General features: G+C 72.5%; 11 protein-coding genes. 3 read left to right on the forward strand and 8 right to left on the reverse strand.

Annotated features, from left to right (window positions below):
- The 6 genes from ACZ3II_RS13480 to sbnB all read right to left on the reverse strand — a co-directional run.
- Positions 1 to 3,651, reverse strand: a 3,651-nt coding sequence (locus tag ACZ3II_RS13480; RefSeq protein ID WP_465517921.1) for an amino acid adenylation domain-containing protein, incomplete at its 3' end; no start/stop codon positions are given.
- Positions 3,652 to 3,695: 44 nt separating this feature from the next.
- A complete protein-coding gene (gene fabF, locus ACZ3II_RS13485; RefSeq protein WP_465517922.1) occupies positions 3,696 to 4,952 on the reverse strand; it encodes a beta-ketoacyl-ACP synthase II in 1,257 nt (418 codons plus the stop codon).
- Positions 4,953 to 4,954: 2 nt separating this feature from the next.
- Complete coding sequence (locus tag ACZ3II_RS13490; RefSeq protein ID WP_465517923.1) at positions 4,955 to 6,649, reverse strand: thiamine pyrophosphate-binding protein; 1,695 nt, start codon at positions 6,647 to 6,649, stop codon at positions 4,955 to 4,957.
- On the reverse strand, positions 6,646 to 9,330 hold the full coding sequence (locus tag ACZ3II_RS13495) for an aldehyde dehydrogenase family protein (protein ID WP_465517924.1): 2,685 nt from the start codon (positions 9,328 to 9,330) through the stop codon (positions 6,646 to 6,648). The genes ACZ3II_RS13490 and ACZ3II_RS13495 overlap by 4 nt, the downstream gene beginning before the upstream one ends.
- 21 nt (positions 9,331 to 9,351) lie before the next feature.
- On the reverse strand, positions 9,352 to 10,293 hold the full coding sequence (sbnA, locus tag ACZ3II_RS13500; protein WP_465517925.1) for a 2,3-diaminopropionate biosynthesis protein SbnA: 942 nt from the start codon (positions 10,291 to 10,293) through the stop codon (positions 9,352 to 9,354).
- Positions 10,294 to 10,336: 43 nt separating this feature from the next.
- Positions 10,337 to 11,377 carry a 2,3-diaminopropionate biosynthesis protein SbnB gene (gene sbnB, locus ACZ3II_RS13505; RefSeq protein ID WP_465517926.1) on the reverse strand — a complete coding sequence of 347 codons (1,041 nt, stop codon included), beginning with the start codon at positions 11,375 to 11,377 and terminating at the stop codon, positions 10,337 to 10,339.
- A gap of 384 nt (positions 11,378 to 11,761) precedes the next feature.
- Here sbnB and ACZ3II_RS13510 point away from each other — a divergent pair, with 384 nt between their 5' ends.
- Complete coding sequence (locus ACZ3II_RS13510; RefSeq protein ID WP_465517927.1) at positions 11,762 to 13,021, forward strand: heparan-alpha-glucosaminide N-acetyltransferase domain-containing protein; 1,260 nt, start codon at positions 11,762 to 11,764, stop codon at positions 13,019 to 13,021.
- 5 nt (positions 13,022 to 13,026) lie between these two features.
- Here the strand turns inward: ACZ3II_RS13510 and ACZ3II_RS13515 are convergent, their stop codons facing one another.
- Together ACZ3II_RS13515 and ACZ3II_RS13520 are read right to left on the reverse strand one after the other, a co-directional pair.
- A complete protein-coding gene (locus tag ACZ3II_RS13515; RefSeq protein WP_465517928.1) occupies positions 13,027 to 14,559 on the reverse strand; it encodes an alpha/beta fold hydrolase in 1,533 nt (510 codons plus the stop codon).
- A gap of 57 nt (positions 14,560 to 14,616) precedes the next feature.
- Complete coding sequence (locus ACZ3II_RS13520) at positions 14,617 to 15,618, reverse strand: ParB/RepB/Spo0J family partition protein (protein WP_465517929.1); 1,002 nt, start codon at positions 15,616 to 15,618, stop codon at positions 14,617 to 14,619.
- Between the two features lie 663 nt (positions 15,619 to 16,281).
- Between ACZ3II_RS13520 and ACZ3II_RS13525 the strand changes: the two genes are divergently transcribed.
- Together ACZ3II_RS13525 and ACZ3II_RS13530 are read left to right on the forward strand one after the other, a co-directional pair.
- Entirely contained in the window at positions 16,282 to 17,445 is a 1,164-nt protein-coding gene (locus ACZ3II_RS13525) for an SAM-dependent methyltransferase (RefSeq protein ID WP_465517930.1), read from the forward strand.
- A 19-nt stretch (positions 17,446 to 17,464) separates the two neighbouring features.
- Positions 17,465 to 19,528 carry a serine/threonine protein kinase gene (locus tag ACZ3II_RS13530; protein WP_465517931.1) on the forward strand — a complete coding sequence of 688 codons (2,064 nt, stop codon included), beginning with the start codon at positions 17,465 to 17,467 and terminating at the stop codon, positions 19,526 to 19,528.
- Positions 19,529 to 19,534 lie beyond the last annotated feature (6 nt).

Consider the following 19,534-nt stretch of genomic DNA (forward strand, 5'->3'; position numbering starts at 1 on the left):
AACCGACCCCGCCACCCGAGCCCGATACGCCACCCCGAAATCCCGGAACAACGGACCCATCGACCACCCGTCCCCCGCCACGTGATGCACCACCACGAGCAGGACGTGCTCCTCCGGGCCCAGCTCGAACAGCGAGACCCGTACCGGGATGCCGGTCTCCAGGTCGAAGTGGTGACCGCTCGCCTCGGTCAGCCGGGCCGGCAGCTCGGCCGCCGTCACCCGCCGCACGTCGAGGGCCCGGGCGAACTGGGCCATGGTCTCGGCCTCGTCCAGCAGCCGCTGCCGGGGTTCGCCGTCGACCTCCTCGAACACGGTGTGCAGCGGCTCGTGCCGGCGCACCACGTCACCGAGGGCGGCGACCAGGGCGGCGGTGTCGAGCCGGCCGGTGAGCCGCAGCGGGAGCGGGATGTTGTAGAGACCGCCGGACTCGCCGAGCTTGTTGAGGAACCAGAGGCGCTGCTGGGCGTACGACAGCGGCACCACGTCCGGGCGTTCCCGGGGGGTGATCGCGCGGCGGGCCCGGGCGGCGCTGTCCACCTCGCGGGCCAGGGCGGCGACCGTCGGCGCGTCGAACACCGACTTGATGGTCAGTTCGACGCCGAGGACGGTCCGGGCCCGGCCGACCAGGCGGGTGGCGAGCAGCGAGTCGCCGCCGAGGTCGAAGAAGTCGTCACCGGCGCCGACCGGGCCGACCCCGAGGACGTCGGCGAAGACGGCGGCCACCCGCTCCTCGGTGATCGTGCGCGGGGTCTCGTACCCGGTGGTGTACTCGGGGGCCGGCAGCCGGTCCCGGTCGAGTTTGCCGTTGGCGGTCAGCGGCAGGGCGTCGAGCTCCACGAACGCGGACGGCACCATGTAGCCGGGCAGTTCGGCCTCGGCGTAGGCGCGCAGGTCCACCGGGCCGGCGCCGGGGGCGGGGACCACGTACGCCACCAGCCGCCGGTCGCCGGGCCGGTCCTCGCGCACCACCACGGCCAGCGGCCCGGTGCCGGGGTGCCGGCTCAGCACCGTCTCGATCTCGCCCAGTTCGATCCGGTGCCCGCGCACCTTGACCTGGTGGTCGCGGCGCTCCAGGAAGACCAGGCTGCCGTCGGGCCGGGTCCGCACGTAGTCGCCGGTGCGGTACATCCGGGCGCCGGGGCCGGGGGTGTACGGGTCGGCGACGAACACCGCGGCGGTGCGCCGGGCGTCGTTCAGGTAGCCCCGGCCGACCCCGAGACCGCCGACGTAGAGTTCGCCCGGGCGGCCGATCGGCACCGGGCGCAGCCGGTCGTCCAGGATGTAGAGGCTGGTGTTGCGCAGCGCCGACCCGATCGGCACCGGCCCGTCGCCGAGGTCGGCCGGGGTCCGCAGCACCGCGTGCGTGACGTCGTCGGAGCATTCGGTCGGGCCGTACGCGTTCATCAACGGCACCGCCGGGTACCGCTCCAGCCACCGCACGCCGACGTCGGCGGGCAGCGCCTCCCCGGTGACCAGCAGCCACCGCAGGGCGCCGAGCCCGGGCGCCGTGCCGGGCTGTTCCCGCCAGGAGTCCAGGGCGGTGCGCAGCAGCGAGGGCACCACCTCGAGCACCCCGATCCGTTCCCGCTCGACCAGCCCGAACAGGGCGGCCGGGTCGGCGGCGACGTCCCGGCGCACGATCCGGGTGCGGCCTCCGGCCATCAGCGGCGCGAGCATCTGCCAGATCGAGATGTCGAAGGTGAGCGGGGCGTTCTGCACCACCGTGCCGCCCGCGTCCAGGCCGCAGTCGGCGACCTTGGCGAGCAGGTGGTTGACCATGCCACGGCGGTGCACCATGGCGCCCTTGGGCTTGCCGGTCGAGCCGGAGGTGAACAGGACGTAGGCGAGGTCCAGCTCGCTGCCGTACGGCCCGGTCAGGTCCTCGACGGGCTCGGCCGCGCCGTCGAGCGGCAGCACCTCGGCCGGCGCCCCGGCGGCGTCGATCAGTTCGCGCGCCGGGCCGGCCAGCGCCGGCGAGCAGACCACCAGGCGCGCGGCGCAGTCGCGCAGCACCCCGGCGTTCCGGGCCACCGGCGCGTCCAGGTCGAGCGGCACGTAGGCGGCGCCGGCCCCGAGCACGCCCAGCACCGCGGTGACGAATCCGGCGCCCGGTTCGGTGGGCAGTGCCACCAGGTCGCCGGGGCCGATCCCGGCGGCGCGCAGCCGGGTGGTCAGGGCACCGGCCCGGCCGGCGAGCTGGGCGTACGTCATAAGCTCGGCGTCGTCCTGCACCGCGATCGCCCCGGGGGTGCTGCGGGCGAAGGCGCGCACCCGTTCGACGACGCCGGTCCGCTCCTCGTCGTCGCCGGTCCGGTTCCACTCGACCAGGACCCGTTCCCGCTCCTCGTCGCTGATCAGGTCGAGCGTGGCCAGCGGCGCGTCCGGCGCCTCGACCAGGCGGGCCAGCAGCCGCAGCAGGGCTTCCTGGTGGTAGGCGACCTCGTCCGGGGTGTACAGCTCGTGGTTGCCGTCGACGTCGAGCCGTACCGGTCCGCCGTCCAGCCGGTCGTAGGCGGTGATCTCGATGTCGTCGATCACCCCGTTGGCGAGGTTGTGCGCGGTCACCGGGTGACCGGCGAAGGTCACGTCGTAGTCGAACGGCATGATGTTGACGACCACGTCGGCCAGCTGCCCGGCGCCGCCGCCGAGCTTGAGGTCGCGCCGGATGTCCTCCTGGCGGTACCGCTGGTGCCTGATGACGTCGCGCATCTCCGTGGTGGTGCGGCGCAGCACCTCGGTGAAGGTCATCGCGGGGTCGACGTCGACGATCAGCGCGAGGATGTTGCTGGCCATCACCGGCGTCTCCCGCATCACCCGGGTACGCCGCGCGGCCACCGGCAGCCCGATCGGCACCGTCCGGGCGCCGGTGGTCAGGTGCAGGTAGACGGCGACCGCGGCGGGCAGGCCGACGGTCCAGGTGCTGGTGTTCTCCCGGGCCACCGCGCGCAGGCGGTCCATCACCGCCGGGTCGACGGTGACCGTGCGCCGGACCGGCCGGGCGCTGGCCGGGGCGGTCCGCGCGGTCAGGCCGACCGCGGCGGGCCGGTCGGCGAGCCGCCGGGTCCAGTACTCCCGGTCCCGCTGGAACGCCGGCGACGCACGGTACGCCTCCTCGTCGGCGAGGCACGCGTCGAGGGAGGCGAAGTACGCGGGCCGGTACGCGACGCCGGCCACCAGGGCGGTGTAGATCTCGGCGAGCCGGTCGGTGAACAGCCGGCCGCTGACCCCGTCCGCGATCAGGTGATGGTTGCGCTGGTAGTAGAGGAACTTCTCGGCCCCGGCCCGGAACAGCACGTCCACCGACAGCGGGCCGCCGTGCAGGTCGAACCCGGTGTGCAGGTCACCGCGCATCCACTCCTCGGCGGCGGCCACCGGGTCCGGCCGGTCCGCCACGTCGATGAACCGCAGGGTGGCCTCGGGCAGCGGGTACTGCCGGACGCCGTCCTCGCCGGCCTCGAACCGCACCTGGACGGTCTCCGCCTCCGCGACGGTGCGCCGCAGCGCCTCGCCGAACAGCTCGACGTCGATCGCACCGTGGATCTCCAGGTACTCCGACATCACCGAGACGTTGTCCGGGTTGAGCTGCTGGGCGTACCAGATCCCCTGCTGTGCCACCGACAGCGGCCGGCGGCGGATGGCGGCTTCCTGCATCGGGTCCCCGTTCCCTTGAAGCGTCGCTGCTGGTCCGTGCCCGGTCAGGGCTGCCAGCGGCGGAGTACGACGACGGCGTTGTGGCCGCCGAACCCGAACGAATTGCTCATCGCGACATCGACCACGTGTTCCTGCGGGGTGTGCGCGACGAAGTTGATCCGCTCGTCGATCGGCCGGTGGCAGTTGATCGTGGGCGGCACCACGCCGGTGTTGATCGCCAGCGCCGAGACGATCGCCTCGAACGCGCCGGCCGCGCCGATCATGTGCCCGGTCATCGACTTGGTGGAGCTGATCGGGATCTGTTCGGCGCGGTCGCCGAAGACGGCCCGGATCGACGCGAGTTCGGCCACGTCGTTGAGCAGCGTGCTGGTGCCGTGCGCGTTGATGTAGTCGACGTGGTCCGGGGTCAGCCCGGCGTCGGCGAGCGCGCCGGACATCGCCGCGCGGACCCCGCGTCCCTCCGGGTGCGGCGCCGTCCAGTGGTAGGCGTCCGACGTGGACGCGTACCCGGCGACCTCGGTCAGGATCGGGGCGCCGCGGCCCAGCGCGTGCTCCTCCGACTCCAGGATCAGCACGCCGGCGCCGGCGCTCATCACGAACCCGTCCCGGTCGGCGTCGAACGGGCGGGACGCCTCCTCCGGCGCGTCGACCCGGGTGGACAGCGCCTTCGCGTTGCCGCTGCCGGCCATGTCGACGCGGGTCAGGATGTTCTCCGCGCCGCCGGCGATCACCACGTCGGCGACCCCGTGCCGGATCCACCGGGTGGCCTCGCCGATGGCGTCGGTCCCGGAGGCGCAGGCGCTGCTCATCGCCCGGCTCGGGCCCTGCGCGCCGAAGGCCAGGCTGATCTCCCCGGCCGCGCTGTCGATGGCGCCGGTGACCGGGGCGAACGGGCTGACCGCGCGCGGGCCCCGGGCGCCCATCACGACGACGTGCTCGGCCAGCGACGTCATCGGGCCGTATCCGCTGCCGATCAGCACGCCGGCCCGCGGGCCGAGTTCGGTCTCGACGTCGAGTTTCGCCATCTGGGTGGCCTGGACGGCGGCGGCGTACGCGTACTGGGAGTAGGGGTCCATCCGGCGGACCCGCCGGTGGTCGAGGTAGGCCTTCGGGTCGAAGCCGGTCACCTCGCCGGCGATGCTGGTCGGCAGGTCGGAGGCGTCGATGCAGGTGAGCGGGCCGATCCCGCTGCGGCCGGCGAGCAGCGCCTGCCACGTCTCGTCGACGGTGAGGGCGAGCGGGGTGACGGCGCCCCAGCCGGTCACCACCACTCTCCGGCGGCCGGGCACGGTGTCGGGCATCGTCAGCTCCTCTCGGGCGGTTCGGGGAAGTCGCCGGCGGCCGTGTGCCCGGCGAACAGGGCGTCGGTCAGGCGCACCGGCACGTTGAGCACCACCGTCTGACCGTCCTGGCAGCGCTTCCACGCCTCGGTGACGTCGCCGGTGAGGGCGTCCCGGCCGGTGACGGTGATCTGGTGCAGGCCGGGCACGTCCGGGGCACGCAGGCCGACCGCGGCGGGGTCGACGAACGCCCGCCCCGGGATGGGGGTGGCGCGCTGGTCGAGCTGGCTCTGCAGCCAGCCGTAACCGCCGTTGCGCAGGACCACGTAGAGGATCCCGCCCTCGGCCACGGCGGTCGGCAGGTCGGCGGCGAACAGATGGAACGCGCCGTCGCCGACGAGCGCGACCACCGGGCGGCCGGGGGCGGCGCGGCGTACGCCGACCGCCGCGGCCGCGCCGAAGCCGAGGCTGGTCTGTTCGGACGGCACGATCGAGCCGGCGCCGCCGTCGCAGGCGTAGAGCGGGAACAGGTACGACCACATGTCCTGCAGGCCGTTCTCCTGCACCAGGACCAGGTCGCCGGGCAGCACCCGGGTCAGGGTGCCCAGCACGTCGGCGATCCGGGGCTCCGGCCCGGTGTTCGTGTCGGCCCGGTGCGCGGACCGCAGCCCGGCGTGCACCTCGCCGACCCGGCCGGCCCATGCGGCGGCCGGCCGGTGGCCGGTGAGCCGGTCCTGCCACGCGTCGAGCAGCGCGCCGGCCTCGGCGATCACGGCGGGCCCGGCCAGTTCGGTACGCAGCTCGGCGGCGCTCACGTTGACCTGCACCACCGGCACCGTGTCCCCGAGTGCCTCGGGCCAGCCGAACCGGACCGTCTCCTCGAGCCGGCTGCCGAGGCTGAGCACACAGTCGGTGTCGGCCCACAGCCCGGCGGCCGCCTCCGGGGTGTAGAGACCGGCCACTCCGGCGAACAGCGGGATCGACTCGTCGACCGTGCCGCGGCCGCTGGCGGTGACGGCCACGGCGGCGCCGAGCGTCTCGGCCAGCCGTTCCACCCGGCGGCCGGTGTTGCGGTGCCGCAGACCACCGCCGACCAGGATGATCGGGCGCCGTGCGGCCCGGACGGCGGCCAGCGCCGGGGAGTCCGGGTCCACCACCAGGGCCGCGGGCTGCTCCGGGGCGGTGGTGGCCGTCGCGGGCAGCGGGAACTCGGTGGTCAGCAGGTGGTCGGGCAGCTCCAGGTAGACCGGACCGGGCACCCCGTCGCCGGCGGTGGCCAGGGCCCGGCGCAGCAGGGGCGCCAGCCGGCTCGGGTGGTCGACGCGCTCGGCCCACTTGACCAGTGGGCGTACCACGCCGATCTGGTCGAGTTCCTGGAACGCGCCGGAGCCCCGCTGTTCCAGCGCGGTCCCACCGGCGAGCAGCAGCACCGGCGCCGCCGACGAGCGGGCCTCCAGCAGGCCGGTGACGGTGTTCGTCACGGCCGGGCCCTTGCCGACGACGGCGATGCCGAGCCGGCCGGACTGGAGCGCGTACCCGGTGGCCATGAAGACCGCGTTGCGCTGGTCCCGGCAGAGGGTGAAGCCGAGCCCGGCGGCGGTGATCGCGGCCAGCGCGTCCAGGTCGTCGCCGGGCAGCCCGAAGACCGTCTCCACCCCGGCGGCGGCGAGCGTGTGCGCCGCCGCGGGCCAGCACCCGGTCACCGTCGCGGTGCTCATGCGTCACCTCGCCGCTCGGCGCCGCCCAGGTGGTCCGCGACGGCCTTGCTGAGCAGCAGCGGCTCGGCGTGGCGTCTCTTGCCGATCGCGGCGTAGTTGGCCCGGATGCCGGTGCCACCGAACGGGGCGTTGCCGTTGTCGACCTCGATCAGGGTCTCGTTGACGCTCACCGTGTGCCGGCGCCGCAGGATCTCCACCGTCTCGGGCATCGAGCCGTAGACGGTGGCCGCCATCGCCCGTTCCTCGAAGTACGGGTGGTCGACGGCCTGGTGCAGCCAGTCCGTGGAGGTGAACGGCACCACGCTGAAGATCGGCGCGAACAGTTCGGGCGGGTTGATCGCGGTGTCGGCGGGCCGGATCAGCACCGTCGCGTGCAGGTGGTTGTCGGCCAGGTTCACCTGCCCGCCGGCTGCCAGGTATTCCCGGCTCTTGAGCAGGTACGACAGCGACGCGTCGAAGGCGTCCGGGTAGAACATCGCGCCGTACTCGGCGGTGGGGTCGTCGTAGCGGCCGAACCGCAGCGCGGACACCCGGCGGCACAGCAGGTTGCAGAACTGCGCGCTGATCGACGTGTGCACGAACACCACGTCCGGGCCGAAGCAGTCCTGCCCCGAGTTGAGCATCCGCACCCGCAGCAGACCGTCGACGGCCTCCGGGATGTTGGCGTCCGGGCCGACGACGAACGGGTTCACGCCCTGGCCGAAGTAGAGGAAGAGCTGGTCCTTGCGCAGCCCGACGCGGATCTTCTCGGCGTTGTTGTAGGTGCCGGTGAACACCAGCACGTCCGAGCGGCGGCCCTCGTTCTCCAGGAACTCCCGCTGGTCGGCCTCGTCCAGCACGATCGGCAGCCGATGCTCGTCGGCCATCATCGAGTGCAGCTTGCGGACCTGGTCCTCGATCCGCCGGGACGGCCGGAAGACCACCCGCTCGCTGTACAGCGACGGGATGACCAGGTAGAGGATGTAGCTGTAGAGCGGGATGTTGGACGGCATCAGCACGCCGATCTGGCCGACCCGGCCCGGCGCGTACCGGGTGACCTCGCCGACCGCGCCCTCCAGCGCCGCGATCGCCGCGTCCACCTCGCCGTACGCCGTCTTGTAGTTGCTCACCTCGGTGAGCAGGTCGATCACCTCGGAGCGGCGGCGGCGCAGCATCGCGGCCAGGTCGGCCAGCCGGGCGGCCCGCTCGGGGAACGGGATGGTGGAGGCGTCGGCGTCGGTGTTCGGATGCTCGACCGGCAGCACGCCCTTCACGCCGTTCAGCGCGACGGCGGAGGCGGCCACGTCGTCGAGGGCCTGGACGTCGACCTTGCCGTTGTTCAGCAGCGGGAAGGCGTCGAGCACCACGACGCGGTTGGGCCGCTCGTACTCGGCCAGGCGGCGGCCGAACACCCGCCGCCAGTGCGCCGCCGGACGGTTCTCGGTGTCCGCGACGACGAAGACGAGCTGGGTGCCGCGTACCGGGTCCTGCACGGGCCGGACCCGGACCGGCACGCCGCAGTCGCTGACCTTGTCGGCGATCACGTCGGGGTAGAGGGTGTGGCCGAACCGGTGGACCGCGGACTTGCGCCCGAGGACCCGTACGTTGCCCCGCTCGTCGACGAAGCCGACGTCCTGGGTGTGGTGCTGCGGCCGGTGCACCGGGCGGACCCGGCCGCCCGGCTCCAGCAGGCCGATCATGATGTCCGGGGTACGCACGACGACCTCGCCCACGACGCCGGGATCGACCCGCGCCCCGGCCTCGTCCAGGATCTCCACGGTCACGCCGTCCAGGGGCGGGCCGCAGTGCTCGGGCGTCTCCGCGGTGGCCAGCGCGACGTTGCCGGCCTCGCTGCTGCCGTAGCCGTCGAGCAGCGGCTGCCCGGCCCACTCCGCGAACTGCCGGCGCAGGTCGTCGCGCAGCGGCTCCCCGCCGACGCACCACAGGCGGACCGCGGTGAACCGGCGGCCGGCGTGCCGGTTCCCGTCGGTCAGGCGGATCATCGCCCGGTAGGCGGCCGGCACGGCGTCCACCACCGTCACGCCCCGGCGTTCGATGACCTCGAGCGCCCGGTCGACCCGGGTGCTGGGCAGCACGGTGAGGGTGGCCCCGGCCTGCCACCACAGCAGCAGCATGGACAGCCCGTACTGATGGGTGAAGGGCAGCAGGGGCAGCAGCACCTCGTCGGCGCGGTAACCCATCCGGGCCTGGGTACGCGCCACGTTGTCCAGCACCGACGCCCCGGACCGGACGATGCCCTTGGGGGTTCCGGAGCTGCCGGACGTCCAGATGATCAGCGCGTCGCGGCGGTCGCGCCATCGGTCGAAGGACAGCGCCGGACGGTTCCGGGTGTCCGGCTCGGCCCGTTCCGCGGCCAGCTCCCCCAGTTGCAGCCAGCCGACCCGGACCCGGTCGAAGGCGGCGTCCAGCGAGGGGTGGTCGGAGAGGAACCAGCGGGCGCCCGACTCGGCGACCAGTGCGGCGCAGTCGGACTGGGTGGCGCCGCGGTCCACCAGGGCGATCGACACGCCCAGCTCCATCAGCGCGAACAGGCCGACCACGAAGTCGGCGGAGTTGGCGGCGGAGAGGACGACCCGGTCGTTCTCGGTCACCCCGCTACGCCGTAGTTCGGCGGCCAGGTCATGACACCGTGCGGTGACCCGGACCAGGGAGATCTCCTGGTCACGTTCGTCGACGAGCATCCTTGCGGCTCCCGTTCCTCTTCAGGCGAAGTTCTGGTGAACCCATTCGTCGTGATAGATCGTTTCGAGATAGTGGCTGCCGAGATCGGGGGACACCGCGACCGCGGTCAGCCCGCCGGTGTCGGGACGACCGGCCAGCCAGCGGTCGGCGCCGCTGACCACCGTTCCGGTGGAGCCGCCGAGCAGGAAGCCGTGCCGGGCGAGACGGCGGCACATCCGTACCGTGTCCGGCTCCTCCACCACGACCACCTCGTCGATGAAGGAGGTGTCGAGGATGCCCGGCGTGATCCGGTTGCCCAGCCCGGGGATGCGGCGCAGCTGGGGCCGGCCGCCGAAGAGCGAGGAGCCGGCCGCGTCCACCGCCACGATCCGGGTCTGCGGCCGGTACTCGCGGAAGTAGCGTGCGCAGCCCATCACCGTGCCGGTGGTGCCGGCGCCGATGAACAGGACGTCGACGTCCGGGAACTGCTTGACGATCTCCGGGCCGGTGGTCTGCGCGTGCGCCGACCAGTTGTCCGGATTGTCGTACTGGTTGAGCCAGACGTAGTCGTCGTGCTGCGCGCAGAGCGCCCGGGCGTGGGCGATCCGGGCGCCCACCAGGCCGCGCGGGCCGTCCGGGTCGGTGACCACGTGCACCTCGGCGCCGAGGGCGATCATCTGCCGCCGGATGGTCTCGTTGCAGTGCGGGTCGATCACGCAGACGAATCGGTAGCCCCGGCTTGCCGCGATGGTGCTCAGCGCGACGCCGACATTTCCCGACGATGATTCGACGATGGTGTCACCGGGCCGGAGAAGACCATTCCGCTCGGCCGCTTCCACCATTTCCTGCGCGGCTTTCAATTTGATGGAGCCAGCGAAGTTGAATCCCTCGCACTTGAGGTACAGCGGGATTCCGAGACCTTCGGTGAGGTCGACGAACAGATCGCTGGTGTTGAATTCGTCAGCGCGAGCGATAATGGGCATACTACCGCCTCATCTTGAATGCGAAGTGGCCGGCCGACGACGGTCAGGAGTGCCGGTCGAGCTCGGCGAAGAATCCCTCGACATCGATCAGCCGGCCGGCCTCGGCGATGGCCGACCAGACGTGCCGGCCGACCGCCAGATCGAGGATCCCGAGGCCGAACGGCGAGAACACGACGGTGCGGCCGGCCGGCGCCGTCAGCTTGCCGGTGAGCACGTCGAAGAGGGTGCCCGCGATGAAGTCACGGTTGCCGGTCCGCTGTTCCAGCAGGTGCACCGAGGTGTTGGCCTTGAGACAGTGGTCGACGTCGTCCACCACGTTGACCGCGGAGGCGATCACCTCCGGCGACAGATCGCGCAGGGACAGGTGCAGCACCAGCGGGTGGTGATCGAACCAGCCGGGATCGGTCAGGTGCGGCTCGCCCGCGGTGGTGGTCAGCACGACCAGGTCGCTGTCGCGGATCACGTCCTCCGCGGAGTCCCGGACCCGGGCGACCGGCCGGCCGTCGACCTTGTCGATGTGCTCGGCGAGCGCGGCCGCGTAGCCGGGCACCAGGTCGAACAGGTCGATCCGGTCGAACTCCCAGCCGAGGGCCCGCAGGTGGCGATGGACGTGGCGGGCGATCAGGCCGGCGCCGACGATCCCGACCCGGGACGGCCGGCCGCGGTCCCGGCTGAGTTCGCGGGCGGCCAGGGCGGCCGACGCCGCGGTGCGGGAGGCGCTGATGATCGAGGACTCCAGGCACGCGTACGGGTATCCGGTCACCGGATCGTTGAGCACCAGCACGGCCGAGGCCCGCGGCAGCCCGGAGCCGATGTTGCCGGGGAAACTGGAGATCCACTTGATGCCGTCCACCGCACCGGTGTCACCGCCCAGGGAGGCCGGCAGGGCGATGATGCGCGATTCCGGGCGGTCCGGGAAACGCAGGAAGTACGAGTCGGGATTGACGGTCCGCCCGGCCCCGTGCGCCCGGTACGCGTCCTCGACGATCGAGATGATCGTGCCGGCGTTTCCGTCGATCACTTCCCGCACCTGGGTTCCGGGCACGACGGCGAAGGTGGGTTGCTGAACAGGATTGGGCGCCACAACGAATCCCCCATGACTGCAAGTGACATTCCCTCGCCCCCGCCGGAGAGCACAAACACATCGGCAGCGGTGAATGCGTGAGTGAGTGACGGCCGCATCAGCTGGCCGGATGACTTCGAAAGCGAAGGTACCTGGAAGCTCATGTTCAAGGCCACCCGCGAAAACTTCTCCGGCGGGGTATTGACACGGCAATGAACCCTGGCAGGGCAGCACGGAAGCGCCACCGGGCCACCCCGGACGCCCGGCCCCGGGCCCGGCGCAGGTGGAAATCCTCCTAAGGGAGGAAGGCCCGAACGTTTGACGGCGTACCGGCGGGGATATCTCCTCCCCGCTCTCCGACTCTTGAAGGATTCGGAATAACGGTACTTTCCACATACTTGCCTCATGGACGTTGCACATAGGGCAACCAACTCGTCACCCGGAGTCTCCGACAGGTCGCCGGAAGCCGCCGGCCCCCCGCCTGGCGAGCCACCGGCCCCGATCCGCCGGGCGACCCGGCACATCGGCATCGACGTCGCGCGCGGATGCGCAGTCCTCGGCATGTTCGCCACCCACCTCGGGCCGCAGACCGCCACCGGCTGGACGTACCAGGCCTTCAACGGGCGGGCCGCAGGTCTCTTCGCGCTCCTGGCCGGCGTCTCGGTCGCGCTCGTCACCGGTGGCTCCCGGCCCCGGACCGGCCTGCCGCTGGCCCTGCGCTGCGTGCAGCTGGCGGTGCGCGCCGTGCTGCTCTTCCTGCTCGGGCTCGGGCTGACCCTGCTCGGCACCACGATCAAGGAGATCCTCACCGTCTACGCGGTGCTGTTCCTCATCGCGATCCCGCTCGTCCGGCTCAGCGCCGGCACGCTGGCGCTGCTCGCCGCGAATCTCGCGATCACCGGGCCGGTGCTGTCGTTCCTGCTCCGCTCGACGGTGCTCAGCGGCTACCAGGGTGGGGTCACCCCGCAGCCGGACGCGCTGCTGTCGGTGGACGGCTGGGCGGCCACGGCGCAGGGACTTCTGATCACCGGGCCCTACCCGGTCCTCACCTGGCTCCCGTTCGTGCTCGCCGGCATGGCGGTCGGCCGGCTCGACCTGGGCGCCCACCGCGTGCAGTACGCGCTGCTGGGCGGTGGCGCCGCACTGGCCGCGGGCGCCTACGCGCTGTCCTGGACGGTGATGGAGCAGCTCGGCGGGTGGCAGGCGGTGGCGGCGAGCATGCGGATCCCGGTGGCCGAGGCGCAGACCGCCAACGCGACCGGTCTCGGGGCGGTGTCCACCGGGCATCCGCTGATGCTGATGGACGCGGCCGGGCACAGCGGCTCACCGGTGGAGATCTTCGCGGTCACCGGCCTGGCCCTCACGGTGATCGGTCTCTGCCTGGTCCTCGCCCGGGGAATCCCGGCGCTGCTCTATCCGCTGGCCTCGGTGGGCGCGCTGCCGCTCACGGCGTACGCCGGGCACATCGTGCTGATCGCGGCGCTGCAACTGGGCTTCGCACCGGCCTTCAGCGCGGACATCCTCGCCGGTTCCTCGGTGCCGCTGGCGATCACCGTGGCGGTGACGCTGCTGGCGCTGCCGCTCTGGCGCTGGCTCGTCGGCCGTGGACCCCTGGAGTGGGTGCTGCACAGGGTGTCCACGGCCGCGACATTGAACCGGGGCTGAGCCGGTCAGCCGAACGGGGTCAGGTCCGGCTGGCAGACCCGCCCGGCCGCCGGCGCCTGACCGTCGACCAGATAGGACGCGGTGATCTGGTCGGTGCAGGCGGAGTCACCGAGGATGGTGTGCCCGAAGGCGCCGACCGTCACCAGCCGGGCGTTGCCGAGCTGGTTGACCATCCGCTGGGCGAAGCGGTACTGGGTGGCCGGGTCGAAGACGTTGCCGTACACCAGGATGGTGCGGCCGGACCGGTTCACCCACGGCCCGCGGTACCGGTCGGCGCCGGTGGACGGCCAGCTCGGGCACTGGGCCGGCTCCAGGAAGGCGTGGTACCGGCCGAAGGTGGGCGACGACCGCTCCCAGGCCGTCGCCGTGGCGGCCGGGTCGAGCGCGTCGGGGAACGGCATGTCGGTGCAGTTGACGCCGAAGTACGAGTCGTCACCGAAGTACGCCGTCCCCGCCGCCGCGATGGCGGCGCGGTCGGGGGTGGTGACCGCCCGGCCGGTACGCATCAGCTCGTAGTCGGCCTGCAGCGAGGCGGCCAGCTCGTCGAAGAGGGCCGGCTGCTGGAGCAGCGACACCAGCTCGCTGACGAACGAACTGAACGTCACGGTGGAACCGTCCGCCCGGGTGAGCGAGGACGTGCGCAGACGCTCCCGCAACGCGGCGAACTTGGTCCGGGCGCCGGGCGCGAGCGCACACCGGGCGCCGCTGTCCTCGCACCGGGCCAGCATCGCGTTCAGCGCCAGCTCGAAGCCCTGCGAGCGCTGCTGCAGATACTGCACCCCGTCGGTGGTACGCAGCGCGGGGTCGACGCTCCCGTCCAGGACGATCGACCGCACCCGCTGCGGGAAGAGGGCGGCGTAGGTCGCGCCGAGCAACGTCCCGTAGGACAGGCCGACGTAGTTCAGCCTGTCGTCGCCCACCGCCGCGCGCAGCAGGTCGAGGTCGCGCGCCACGTCCCGGGTGGCCAGGTGCTCGAGGAGCGGGCCGGCGTTGGCGGCGCACAACTGCGAGTACTCACCGGCCGCGGCGACGCTGGAGGCGATCTCCGCCGGCTGGACCGGTGCGGCGTGACTGCGCGACAGCAGGTCGTAGACCTGCTCCTGCGAGGTGAAACAGCGCAGCGGATCGCTGCGGCCGACGCCGCGCGGGTCGAATCCGACGATGTCGAACCGGGCCAGCACGGCGGGGGCGAAGCGCTCGTGGACCAGACGGGTGTAGAGGAAACCGGACCCGCCGGGCCCGCCGATGTTGACGAAGAGGGTGCCGATCCGCTGTCCCGGATCGTCGGCCTGGCGGCGCATCAGGGCGAGCGAGAGGGTTCCGGCGGACGGCGCGTCGTGATCGACCGGGACCGCGACGGATCCGCAGCTCAGCGAGGCGCGCTGGGCGGGCGGCACCGGTTCGAGGACGCCGGGTTCGCAGGCGGTCCAGGCGACGCCGGACGGGGCGGCGGCCGTGGCCGGGGTGGCGGGCACGACCGGCGCGGTGAGCAGCGCCAGCACGAGGGCCGCCCCGACACCGGCAGGGCAGAGTTTCATTCTTGGCTCCAGGGAAGGGCGATCGGGCGTACGCCGATCGGGAAGAAGACGGGCCGGTCAGATCGACGAGCGGGACACCGAGTCCGCGCTGCGGTCGGCCAGCCGCTTGGAGAACCGGGTCCACGCCTCGGCGTACATGCCGGCGACCTGGGACAGCGGCCGGGCCCATTGCCGCGGCACGGTGTCGGCCAGCTCCTCCCACCGCGTGGGGTCGATGGCGTTGCCACGGATCAGCTGCAGAAGGAACCGGCCGATGTGGTTGTGCCGCACGCGCGGGTCGCTCTGCAGGTTCGCCAGGCAGGCCCGGACCAGCGCCTCGTCGGCCGGGCGCACCGGCTCCCGGCCCGGCTCGGCGGCAGCGGACCGGCCGGGCAACGGCGACTCGCCCCGGGCGAGACGGTCCCGGACGTCCTTGACCGTGCTGGGCGAGAGCTGCACGGCGGCGGCGACCTGGCGCAGGCTGGCCACCGGGTTGCGCCGCAGCATCTCGGCCGCCCGCACCCGGGCGGCGCCGGACTCGACCGGCCGCCGTCGCCCGTCCCGGCCGACACGCTGTTCGACCTCGGAGGCTCCGGGGTCGAACAGCTGGCGGCGGATCCGGGCCACCGTCTTGTCGGAGACCCCGCAGATCCCGGCCAGGGCGGTGTCCGACAGGTGCGCGTGGGTGCGCAGGATGCGGGTGATGGCTGCGATCTGGTCCTGCCGGGTCAGCGGCAGGCCGTGTTTGGCGTTCAGGCTGACGGCCAGCACGAACGCGTCGTCCGCGCTGCCGTCGAAGTAGCGGACGGCCACCTGCTCGGCGCCCGCGAGCTGGGCGCTGCGATAGCGGTGCATGCCGTCGACGATCTTCCGGGTCCGGCGGTCGACCACGATGGGCGGCAACGGCTCGGTGCACTCGGCGAGCCGGCGGATGTGTTCCTCGTCCTCGCCGTCGAGCCGGGGCGAGTCGGCGGGCAGCAGGCTGCCGATGGGCACCTGCTCGTACGTCTGGCCGGCGCGCCGTTGCGGCGGCGCGCTCGGGGCGGCGGGCGGACGAGCGGCCGCGCGCGGGATCGCCACGGCCGACCTGACTCGAGATTTGTCGGTGAACAACGTACTCCCCCGTGTTGCTTCTACCAGCGATACCGGGCTCTGGTCTCAGGTGCCGCGCTTTCTTCGGAATGACCGGCCACGCTTGGGCCGAGGATAACGAGCGTCAATGCGATGCGCATAGCGAGCGGCTTGATCAACAAATGTTGATCTCAGCTGTTGGAATGACAACAAAAGGCCGGTCGGCGCGCAAGTGCGGCGCGGTACGCATGATCAGCTTCGATGTGACGCGGATCACTGTCCGGTCTGCCACGACACAACACGTCATAGTGGACATGCCCGCCCGATCGGAGAACCGCCCTGCGAACAGACCGTGGGCTCCCGGTATACGCACTGCTCAGCGAGACGCCGGACCGAAATCCTACTTTCGAACGATTCTGACGCTCCGCTCATGATCGAACACCGACCGCAGGGTTACCCGTGGTTAAGTTCCGTGGCAATGCGATTGCGCTGGCCCTCGCCCTTTCTCAACACGCTGTTCACATCCATTTCCGGAGGGAACCGTGCGCGCCCAAAACATCGTGGTGAACGCATTGACCGATCCCGCTGTCATCAGCGCTGTCATTCGCGCCGTCCAGCGGCCGGCCCCGTACCCCTGAGAACCGAAGGAGAACCGCACCGGTGTGGAGAGTCTTGACGGCCATACGGCGGCTCGTGCGGGCACAGGGGGTGACCGGTTACGCCGGCGCGCTGACGGGGGTCACGATGGAACCCCGGCGGCTCGCCCTGCCCTCCTGGCCGGACATCGAGGTACGGGTGGAGCGCGGACGGCGTACCGAACCCACGTTCTTCCCGTCCATCGGCGAGTACCAGGCGATCGACGACTTCGCCCGCGCCGTCCGCGCCACCGACCGGGTACGCACCGACGCCTTCCGGACGGCGCTCGACCTGGTGGCCCCGGGCCGCCGCGTTCTGGAGATCGACACCTCACCGGACGCCGTCTGGGCCCGGTACGCCGCCGACCGCGGCGCCTCCTCCGTCGTTGCCGTCACCGGCCGCCCCGGGTCTCCGCACACCCCGGCCCCGCATCCCGGCCGGGACCGGGTCGCCCGGTTCGACGGCCGGCCGGCCGACCTGGTCCTGCACGAGCCCGCCGACGTGTGCGTGGTCACCGGCTTCGGCGCCATCGCGGGCTCCGGGGGCGCGGCCGCGATCGTCGGCGACGCCCGGACCCGGCTGACCCGGCCGGGCGCCGAGGTGATCCCGGCCCGGGCGTGCACCATGGCCGCGGCGTTCTGCGCCCGCGACATCGCCCCCGGGATGCGGTTCTCGCCGCTGGCGCCGCCGTACCTGGACGAACTGTTCCGGATGCGCGACAAGCCGTACGACGCACGCATGTGCCTCAGCGGCGCCACCTACCAGCATCTGATCAGTTCGGCCGGCATCGTGGAGGACCTCGACTTCGTCTCCGGCGCCCGCACCGAGGGCAACCAGGCGGTGGCCCTGGTGGCCGGCGACGAAGGGCGGATCGACGGGCTCCTGCTCTGGTTACGGCTGTGGACCCACCCCGCCGCCTCACCGATCGACACGCTGCTGCAGAAGACCTCCTGGATGCCGATGTACGTGCCGGTCTTCCCCGTGCCGGTCCCGGTGGCGCCCGGCGACATCGTGGAGATCGACTTCTCCTGGACGCTCAGCGCGGACGGCATCCATCCGGACTACGCCGCCCTGGTGACGGTGCGCACCACCCGCGGCGCCTTCGCGGAGGCGGTCGAACTGCCCTACCAGCCGGCCGGGTTCCGGGCCGGCTGGCTGCACCGCCTGCTGTTCGACCGGCGGCCCGGCGGCCCCGGCTGAGGCCGCTATCCTGCCGCGTGTGACCAATCCGTTGATGCCGAACGATCCACGACGGCTCGGTGAGTACGAGCTGCTCGGCCGTCTCGGCGAAGGCGGCATGGGCACCGTCTTCCTGGGACGCGCCCCGGACGAACGGCTGGTGGCGGTCAAGATGCTGCGGGCCGAGCACGCCTGGGACACCGAGTTCCGGGGGCGCTTCCGCAGCGAGGTCAACCGGGCCCGGGAGGTGCCCGGCTTCTGCACGGCGGCGGTCCTCGACGCCGACCCGGAACACGAGACGCCGTACCTGGTCGTCGAGTACGTCGACGGGCCGAGCCTCTCCGAGGTGGTCCGGGATCGCGGGCCGCTGGACGGTGGCACGCTGCACAGCGTGGCGGTCGGCGTGGCGACCGCGCTGGCGGCGATTCACGGCGTCGGGGTCATCCACCGGGACCTGAAGCCACAGAACGTTCTGTTCTCGCTGGGGACGCCCAAGGTGATCGACTTCGGGATCGCCCAGGCGCTCGAGGCGACCAGCCGGCACACCCGGACCGATCAGATGGTCGGCACGGTGTCGTACATGGCGCCGGAGCGATTCGACAGCGACGCGGATCGTACGGTCGGGCCGGCCGCGGACGTGTTCGCGTGGGGTGTGGTGGTGGCGTACGCGGCGACCGGGCGCACCCCGTTCCGGGCGGATTCGCCGGCCGCCACGGCAGCCCGCATCCTGACCCAGCCGCCCGACCTGACCGGGCTCGGCGGGTCGCTGCGTGACCTGGTGAGCCGCACCCTGGCCAAGGATCCGGCCGAGCGGCCGACCGCCCATCAGCTGCTCGACCTGCTGCTGGAGGCGGAGACCGGGGGAGCGCTCGCCCAGCGCCCGGAGCTGCTCCGGGCCGCCGAGGCGGCACAGCACACCGGCCGGGTGCGGCCTCCGGGCGTACGCGAACCGGCCGCCCCCGCTCGCCGCCGGCCGAAGCGCCTGGTGGCCGCGGTCGCCGCGGCGACCGTCGTGTGTGCCGGCATCGGGTTCGCGTTGTCACGTCACGAACGGGACGGGACGCCGGCGTCGTTCGCGGCCGGCACGCCGGCGTCGCGCCCGGCGTCGGCCGCGCCCCGGCCGGCGGTGGCCGGCTCGCTCCAGGGGCCCGGGGTGTCCGACCGTCTCGACCGGCGTGGCCTGTGGACGGCGGACCGCATCTCCGACAGCGCCGCCGGGTGGTGCGCCTTCCGCGGGCGGATGCTGGCGACCACCCACCTGTCCACCCTCCACCAGTGCAAGGGCCCACAGGATCTGTTCGCCGGCGACCAGACGATCGCCGCCGACGTCAGCATCGTCACCAAGGGCGCCTGCGCGATCATCTGGTTCCGGTGGGTCGACCAGCGCGGTTACGCCGCCTCGTTCTGCGAGAACGAGATCCGGCTGGGGCTCGACGAGAGCGCGGGGAACGGGTTCGACGCGGAACAGCGGGTCGCCTCGACGGCGTTCCGGACCGGGCAGACGCACCGGGCCGGCATCACCGTGCGCAACGGCACGGCCGAGGTGACCGTCGACGGAACCCCCGCGCTGAGCGTCCCGGTCACCGACCCGCAGCTGGTGGCGGGCCGGGTGGTGCTCGGGGCGCTCAACGAGGCATCCGCCGGGGACGCCACCGTGGCCTTCGCGAACGTCGACGTGCGGTCACCGGTGACGGGCCCGCAGACGCGCTTCACCGATCCACGGACCGGCTCCGGGCAGTCGATGGTGAAGCTGCGCTCGTACGACCCGGTCGCGCGCTCCATGGTCGCTCAGCCGGTGCTCGTGATGGCCAGCGCCGACTACTGCAGGAAGTTCACGATCGACCCGGACGACATCCGGTGCGGCGACCCGTTCCAGATCGTCGAGAGCCGTACGAAGGTGACCGTCCCGGTCCGGTCCGCGCCGAAGCTGACGTCATGGAAGCACGACGGCAGCGCCGGCATCATCGCGGTGCGCGCCGGCGCCGGCCGGGTCATCTCCGCGTCCACGCTCACGACGTGGCTGGCCGGGAACCAGGACGCCCTGGCCGTGGTCACCACCACCAACGGCGAGATCACCACCCTGACCAGGATCGACAACTCCTGACCGCAC

This window comes from Actinoplanes sp. NPDC019969, assembly GCF_055562375.1.

What these genes read in the sequence shown, in the direction of transcription:
- ACZ3II_RS13490 (WP_465517923.1), bottom strand. Translation starts at nt 6,649, where the DNA reads ATGAGCACCGCGACGGTGACCGGGTGCTGGCCCGCGGCGGCGCACACG.
- ACZ3II_RS13510 (WP_465517927.1), top strand. Translation starts at nt 11,762, where the DNA reads ATGGACGTTGCACATAGGGCAACCAACTCGTCACCCGGAGTCTCCGAC.
- sbnA (WP_465517925.1), bottom strand. Translation starts at nt 10,293, where the DNA reads ATGCCCATTATCGCTCGCGCTGACGAATTCAACACCAGCGATCTGTTC.
- fabF (WP_465517922.1), bottom strand. Translation starts at nt 4,952, where the DNA reads ATGCCCGACACCGTGCCCGGCCGCCGGAGAGTGGTGGTGACCGGCTGG.
- ACZ3II_RS13495 (WP_465517924.1), bottom strand. Translation starts at nt 9,330, where the DNA reads ATGCTCGTCGACGAACGTGACCAGGAGATCTCCCTGGTCCGGGTCACC.
- ACZ3II_RS13515 (WP_465517928.1), bottom strand. Translation starts at nt 14,559, where the DNA reads ATGAAACTCTGCCCTGCCGGTGTCGGGGCGGCCCTCGTGCTGGCGCTG.